This window comes from Peptostreptococcus sp. MV1, from assembly GCF_000758885.1.
Taxonomy (GTDB): Bacteria; Bacillota; Clostridia; order Peptostreptococcales; family Peptostreptococcaceae; genus Peptostreptococcus.
Genome location: NZ_JRNB01000013.1, coordinates 1 through 7326 on the forward strand (window position 1 = coordinate 1; position 7326 = coordinate 7326).

The window sequence follows — 7326 nt, forward strand, 5'->3', positions numbered from 1 at the left end:
AATTTAATAGATTTTATTGATTTAAATTATCACCAACGTTATTTGACATAGAGCCGTTTTTATTCAGTTGTACAAATTGATTATACAATCAACCCCTATTTTTAGTTTAATATATTGAATTATCTGTGCACAATATTTAATATCGTATTTACTTTACTTTAATAGAATTTATTATCTTATTTATAAATGAATATGCAATAATCCCCGAAAAAATAACTAGCATAACATATAAAATTATATTTTTGGAAGGTACCATAAATGACATACTAGTATTTAACCCCTTTAGTATTGCTCTATCTTTCCAAAATTTATAAAACCTAAATGCATCAAATGTACTATACAAAATACCGACTAATACTCCTGGAATTGTTAATACTAATATTTCACATATATATATTTTCTTTATCTTCTTTCTTTTTCCTCCTAATGCATTAAATATGCTATAAACATTATAATTTCTTATAAAACTTACAATCAAACCTATAATAATATTTACACTAGACATTAATAATAGGAAATATGATATTGTAATTTTTCTTACTTTAAAGCTATCCACTAGCTTATTGGCTTCATTGAACGCCTCACTTTGTGTTTTTATTCCCATATAAGGATTTCTATTACCAATTTTTTTCTCTATTTCACTCTTTACAGTATCTACACTTTTTTTATTACTTAAAGAAATATATATATTATCAGTCGTATTTCTTCCCACTAGTTTGTCAAAATCTGTATCTGAAAATATTATATCTGGTATTGTTTGTTCCGTATTCGAGTATATATACCACTGTTTACTTAAGAATCCGGCTATTTTTACTTTATGATCTTTAAACTTCATATCACCATTTTTCTCATAATATGGCAGAGATACCTCTATAATATCACCTTGTTTTAAACCTTTTATAACGTCTTGATTTTTATGGTCTATTATAGAATAGAATTGATTATAAATTAGTACATTCGGTATATCGTTTCCAGATTTTATTTTTATATTATCCTTTATAAATTTATTATCAACCAAAAATTTTCCCATCGCATTATTATCAAAAGATAATACATTAAAACGTAGTCCTTTTGTTTCATTATCCTTTATCATCTGTTGTTGTTTATATTTCGTAGTTAATTGACTAGTATTTAGATATTCATATCCATCTTCATGTTGAACCTTATAAATTTCTTTTATTCCATTTAAGGAAGATAGATTGTTTATTTTACATTCTTCAAGAGCTACTATATCTTTTTTTACATTAAGATCTCTATATATATTTAAATCTACTTTTTCATAAAAAGCCAATTCATTATTAGTAACTCCCGCAGGAACATTATTATTATAATAATTAACTAGATACATATATCCTGAAAAAGCTAATATTATTGTATTCGATATGACAAATAACTTTTCACTTAATATATTATTTATTAAAATTTTATTCTCTAGCTTTTTAATATTAAATTCTTTAATAAATCTACTAGAATAATCTTTACTTATATTGTATTGTTCTATTGGAGTTTTAGAAAATATTCCTTTACACGAATATATTGTTGTAGCTAAATATATTATAAAAAGTGGATATATAACTTTAATAAATAACTTTATATCTAATAATAAATTTGCTTTTCTTGAATTTATCAAAGAGCCAGTAAAGTCAAATTCGTTAATTAAAATTTTGCTCATAAATATACTCACTATATAAGCTAGAAAACATGATACTAAATATACTATAAGGCTTTTTAATATTTCTATTAATATTGTTTTTTTCTTTGAGCACCCTAGTAATCGAATTAAACCTTGTCTTCTAGATGCCTCTATTGAGTTTAAAATAGAGATATTCAATATAATGATTCCTGCAATTAATATTGTAACTTTATCTGTATTAGTAAAAGTCGAAGATGTTGCTATTTGCTCATTTAAATCATTATACATACTATTTGGCACAATATGATCACTACTTGAATTTATATTATAACTTAACTCCGCAGATTTACTAATTGGATTAACTCCTGGTTTATATATTATTGTACCGTTATAACTCAAATTTTCATTATTTATTATTTTATTAAACTCATTATTACTACTTATAAATATATCTTGATATTTGTATAAATTTTCTATTATGCTCGGATAAACATAATCACCTACTACTTTAGAATTTATACTATAATTTACATATTCTTTTTTTCCTTCTTTAGATTCAATTATTTTGTTTCCTCTAATGTTTATTACTTCATTTAGTTTAATATTATATTTTTGTAGTATACTTTTTTCTAATATAATCTCATTTTGATTAATAGGCATTCTACCATCTTCTAGTCTAAGATTAAAATTTTCAAAGTATTCCTCGTTAAATTCTAGTATATTTTCTGAAATTCTATTTTTTATATAGGCATTACCATAGCTTTTAGTTATACTCATTGATTTTATACTTTTTTCATCTTTTATTAATTTTAATTGTGATTTATTTACATCAAAAAACTCGGCTTGCGCTTTGGTTGTGTTATTTTCTATAATTTTTTTAACATAAGAAGATTGACTATATTGAGCAGTCAAACTAGAAAAAACAACACATATCATAAAAGATATAATTACTATAGTTGGCAAACTATCTTTATAATCTTTTAAAATAGAATTAAAAATTAGTTTTCTCACGACTACTTCCTCCTATATAAAAAGTTTTTCAATTCTTTCTTTCATAACATTACACAATTCGTTAATATCATGATTTTTTCTAGCTATTATAAAGTCGGTTGATTGTATAATCAACCATTTATTTTTATTCTGTATCTATCCCAAAATATTTCAAGTAGACCCCAAACCTATCTTGGGCAGTCAAACAAGTATCCCTCAAATAGCCTTTTTCTCTAGGCCATTCCTTAATACCCCTATAATAAAATAACTTTAAATCATCACTGATTATAAAGGGTACAATATCATTAGCCAGACATTCCTTCAAGAGAATTAATCTTCCTATCCTGCCATTGCCATCTTGAAAAGGATGAATTCTTTCAAATCTTACATGGAAATCTAGTATATCGTCCAAACTTTTATTGTTCAAGGAGTTGTACTTATCTATAAGAACCTTCATATCCCCTGAAACATTGTCTGGAAGGCTGGTTTCATTACCCCCTACCTCATTGGCTAGTTTCTTATAATCGCCAACGGCAAACCAATCCAGGCGTGAATCACTTGTCCCATTCTTTAATACACGATGTAGGTTCTTGATAAATGCCTCTGACAGCTTATTTTCTGCCTCTTCTATAACCATATCAATGCACCTAAAATGATTTGCTGTTTCTACAATGTCATCGACTTTGATGGCCCTATCATCTATACCAATGGTATTAGTCTCAAAAATATACCTAGTCTGGTCATGCGTCAACATAGAACCTTCCATATGATTAGAATTATAGGTCATTTCAATCTGTAGCTTGTGGTAGATCCTACCAGGAATACTATGGTCTTTTTCTTGTCTTAAAATATTTAAAAGACTATCCATGATACTACCTCAATTCGGCTCCAAGTCTTACCTTTAGCTGAGCTAGTATCTTGTCGTGTACAGCTACCACATCATCATCTGTAAGAGTCTTCTCCAAGCTCCTGTATACGATTGAATATGCAACTGACTTGTATCCCTGACCTATCTGGTCTCCCTTGTATACGTCAAACAGCCTACAAGCCTCTACCAGACCTCCAGCATTGTCCATGATTACCTCTTCTATAGATGCTACCTCAACTTTGTCCTCAACCACTAGGGCTATATCCCTAGTAATGGCTGGATACTTAGGCAGTGACTTGAAGATTATAGTATCGTTGGCTAGACTGTATACAGTATCTAAGTCTATTTCAGCTATATATACCCTCTTGCCTATACCATAGTTAGATAATACCTGAGGATGGACTTCACCTATTGTACCTAGATACTTGTTATCACATAGGATGTCTGCACACCTACCTGGGTGGAAGGATGTATTTTCTCCATCTGCTATGTATTTATGTCCGCCTAGACCCACTCTTTCAAATATCTTTTCAACTAGACCCTTCAATACGAAGAAGTCTACATCGTCACCGTACATTCCTATACAGATCCTAGTTTCTTCAACTCCTGCCATATCGTCTGGAGTAAATACGTGACCACATTCAAATGTTGCTGCCTGGTCTATATTACGAGATGCGTTAGTGTATAGAACATCTAGCATATTTGGGATTAGGGTAGTTCTCATTATAGATGTATCTTCTCCCAGTGGATTTATAAGCTTGACTACATCCCTTAATTTTGAATCCTGAGAAACCCTAATCTTGTCTAGACCCTTAGGGCTGACAAAAGAGTATGTCAATATTTCATATAGGCCACAAGCTATAGCTGTGTCCTTTACTTTTTCTAAATACTTTTGCTTGTCAGTTTTTACACCTGCTGTTGAGTTACCCTGTAGCTGGACGGATGGTATATTTTCAAATCCATATATCCTTGCTATTTCTTCAAATATATCCGCTTCTTGCTCTATATCTAGTCTGAAGCTTGGTACCTCTAGGATTAATTCATCTTCTGATACTAGGTTACACTTGAACTCTAGTTCTTCAAGTATTGAACAGAACTTATCCATAGGTATGTCTACACCTACTCTGGCGTTTATCCTTCTTGGACTAACTGTGATTGTCTGGACTGGTTTTACCTGTGGGTATACATCCACCTTGCCCTTCATTACCTTACCAGCACCTAGGGCCTCAACTAACTGGGCTGCTCTCTCTAGGGCTAATTCAGCATTGTCTAGGGAAACTCCCTTTTCAAATCTTGAAGATGCCTCTGACCTTAGGCCTAGTTTCTTTGATGACTTTCTTATGTTTTCACGGTTAAATACGGCAGATTCAAACATAATTTCTACTGTATCGTCCTTTATTCCTGAATCTAGTCCACCCATAATACCTGCTATACCTAGGTTCTTTTCTCCATTTGTAATCATCAACATTTCTGAATCAAGCTTTCTTTCCTGCTCATCAAGTGTAGTAAATACTTGGCCTTCCTTGGCATTTTTAACTACTATCTTGTTGTTACCTATTTCTCTCATATCAAAGGCGTGCATAGGCTGGCCCATCTCCAACATTACAAAATTGGTGATATCGACTATGTTGTTGATAGGTCTTACACCTGCTTCAATCAACTTTCTCTGCATCCAATATGGTGATTTTTCTATCTTAACATCAGTAATCCTTCTAGCTAGGTACCTATAGCATAGATCTGGGTTTTCAATCTGGATGTCAACATCAATTGCCTTGTCTGACTCTTCTTTTACACTTATCTCTGGATACTTTGTCTTAGTTCCTAGGGTTACAGCTGCCTCCCTAGCTATACCAATCATACACCTACAGTCTGGTCTATTTGATGTCAACTCAAAGTCTATAACAGCGTCATTTAAGCCTAGGACTTCCTTGATATCCATACCTGGAGTGTATGAATCTTCCATATCCAATAGGTAGATTCCATTTTTCTTATAGTCTTCAACGAACTTTTCGTCTATTCCTAGCTCCTTGCAAGAGCACATCATACCATTTGACTCTACACCTCTTAGCTTACCTTTTTTAATTGATAGGCCGCCAGATAACTTTGAACCATGAAGGGCAAGTGGTATATAGTCTCCTTCAGATACATTTTTTGCAGCTGTAACAATCTGTATAGGCTGATCCTGACCAACATCTACCTGAGTCACTACCAGCTTGTCTGCATCTGGATGATCCTCTATCTTCAAAATCTTGCCTACCACTACATTTGATATTTCCTGACCATAATACTCTACTGTTTCAGTCTTAGTACCTGTCATGGTCATCTTGTCACCAAATGTCTGGGCATCAAGGTCTATATCAACATAATCTCTTAACCATTTTAATGAAACTAACATATTATACTACCTCCTAATTAGAACTGGTCCAAGAACCTAACATCATTTTCAAACATAAGTCTGATATCATCGATTCCATACTTCAACATACCTAGTCTTTCAACTCCCATACCTGCAGCAAAGCCTGAGTAGACATCTGGATCTATACCGCAATTTCTAAGTACATTTGGATGAACCATACCTGCTCCCAATATTTCTATCCAACCTTCACCCTTACATACCGGGCAACCTGAGCCTCCGCACTTGAAGCATGAAACGTCTATCTCTGCACTCGGCTCAGTAAATGGGAAGTTATGTGGTCTAAACTTTGTCTTTGTATCAGGACCAAATAGCTTCTTTACAAAAGTCTCCATAGTTCCCTTAAACTCTGTAAATGTAATGTTCTTGCCCACTACCAAGACCTCTATCTGGTGGAACATTGGTGAGTGAGTAGCATCTGGACTATCACTTCTAAAGCACCTACCTGGTACTATTATCTTTAGGGGAAGGTCATTGTTCTTGACTGCCTCTTCCATTGTCCTAACCTGAACTGGAGATGTCTGAGTTCTTAGAAGTATATCTTCAGTAATATAGAAGGTATCCGTCATATCCCTAGATGGGTGGTCCTTTGGTGCATTTAGGGCATCGAAGTTATTCCTAACTGTCTCTATCTCTGGTCCCTCTGCTATAGAGAAGCCCATACCCATAAATATTTCAGTAACCTCGTCTACCATCTTGCTGATGATATGCTTCTTTCCTACCTTAAATTCCTTACCTGGCATAGTTACGTCTATCTTTTCTGTTTCCAGCTTTTTCTCAAGCATGGCAGACTTGATATTTTCCTTTTTCTCAGTAATAGAGGATGTGATCATTTCCCTGACCTCATTTCCTAACTTACCTATTACTGGTCTCTCCTCTGCTGACAGCTTGCCCATTTCCTTTAGTATCTTAGTTAACTCACCCTTTTTACCAAGTAGGTCAACCCTTAATTTCTCAACTTCTTCCAAGTTTCCAGCTGACTTTATCTGTTCTTCAGCCAACTTTCTAAGACTTTTTAATTTTTCCTGCATGACTAATCTTCCTTTCATATATTTTTAAACATAAAAAAGACCTTCCATCCATAGGGACGAAAGGTCTGAAATCGCGGTACCACCCTAATAGTCTGTGAATATACCACAAACCACCTCAAAAATTTAACGCACATCACGTTCCAACCTACTCTTAGTTCAGCTGGACTGCTCCGGAGCGAACTTCAATCGATAGGGCAAATAGTTTTTCACCAACCAACTACTCTCTGACTTGCATCTACCAGTCTACTTTTCTCCTTCAAAGCATTTACTTATATTCTTGTTAATAAATCTAATTTTATCAGACTATTTGAAAAAATTCAAGCTTTTGATGGACTTTGACAGTGTCAAGTTTTTATGGACTTTTTTATTACAACTAACTCCCTAAAATATT

The 7326-nt window shown here is 32.9% G+C and carries 4 protein-coding genes and 1 other annotated feature; all 4 genes read right to left on the reverse strand.

Features of this window, described 5'->3' with window-relative positions; all coding sequences use genetic code 11:
- Positions 1-148: 148 nt before the first annotated feature.
- The gene (locus HMPREF1639_RS01605; RefSeq protein ID WP_036762553.1) at positions 149-2644 is read right to left on the reverse strand and encodes an FtsX-like permease family protein; all 2496 of its coding nucleotides are present in this window, start codon (positions 2642-2644) and stop codon (positions 149-151) included.
- Between the two features lie 124 nt (positions 2645-2768).
- Positions 2769-3491, reverse strand: a complete 723-nt coding sequence (locus HMPREF1639_RS01610) for a Fic family protein (protein WP_084572441.1) — start codon at positions 3489-3491, stop codon at positions 2769-2771.
- 4 nt (positions 3492-3495) lie between these two features.
- On the reverse strand, positions 3496-5886 hold the full coding sequence (pheT, locus tag HMPREF1639_RS01615; RefSeq protein WP_036762555.1) for a phenylalanine--tRNA ligase subunit beta: 2391 nt from the start codon (positions 5884-5886) through the stop codon (positions 3496-3498).
- Positions 5887-5903: 17 nt separating this feature from the next.
- Complete coding sequence (gene pheS / locus HMPREF1639_RS01620; RefSeq protein ID WP_036762557.1) at positions 5904-6935, reverse strand: phenylalanine--tRNA ligase subunit alpha; 1032 nt, start codon at positions 6933-6935, stop codon at positions 5904-5906.
- Positions 6936-6984: 49 nt separating this feature from the next.
- Positions 6985-7204, reverse strand: a binding site (T-box leader).
- Positions 7205-7326: the final 122 nt, after the last annotated feature.

Coding starts and splice junctions, on each gene's coding strand:
- HMPREF1639_RS01610 (WP_084572441.1), bottom strand. CDS start 3,491: ATGGATAGTCTTTTAAATATTTTAAGACAAGAAAAAGACCATAGTATT.
- pheS (WP_036762557.1), bottom strand. CDS start 6,935: ATGCAGGAAAAATTAAAAAGTCTTAGAAAGTTGGCTGAAGAACAGATA.
- pheT (WP_036762555.1), bottom strand. CDS start 5,886: ATGTTAGTTTCATTAAAATGGTTAAGAGATTATGTTGATATAGACCTT.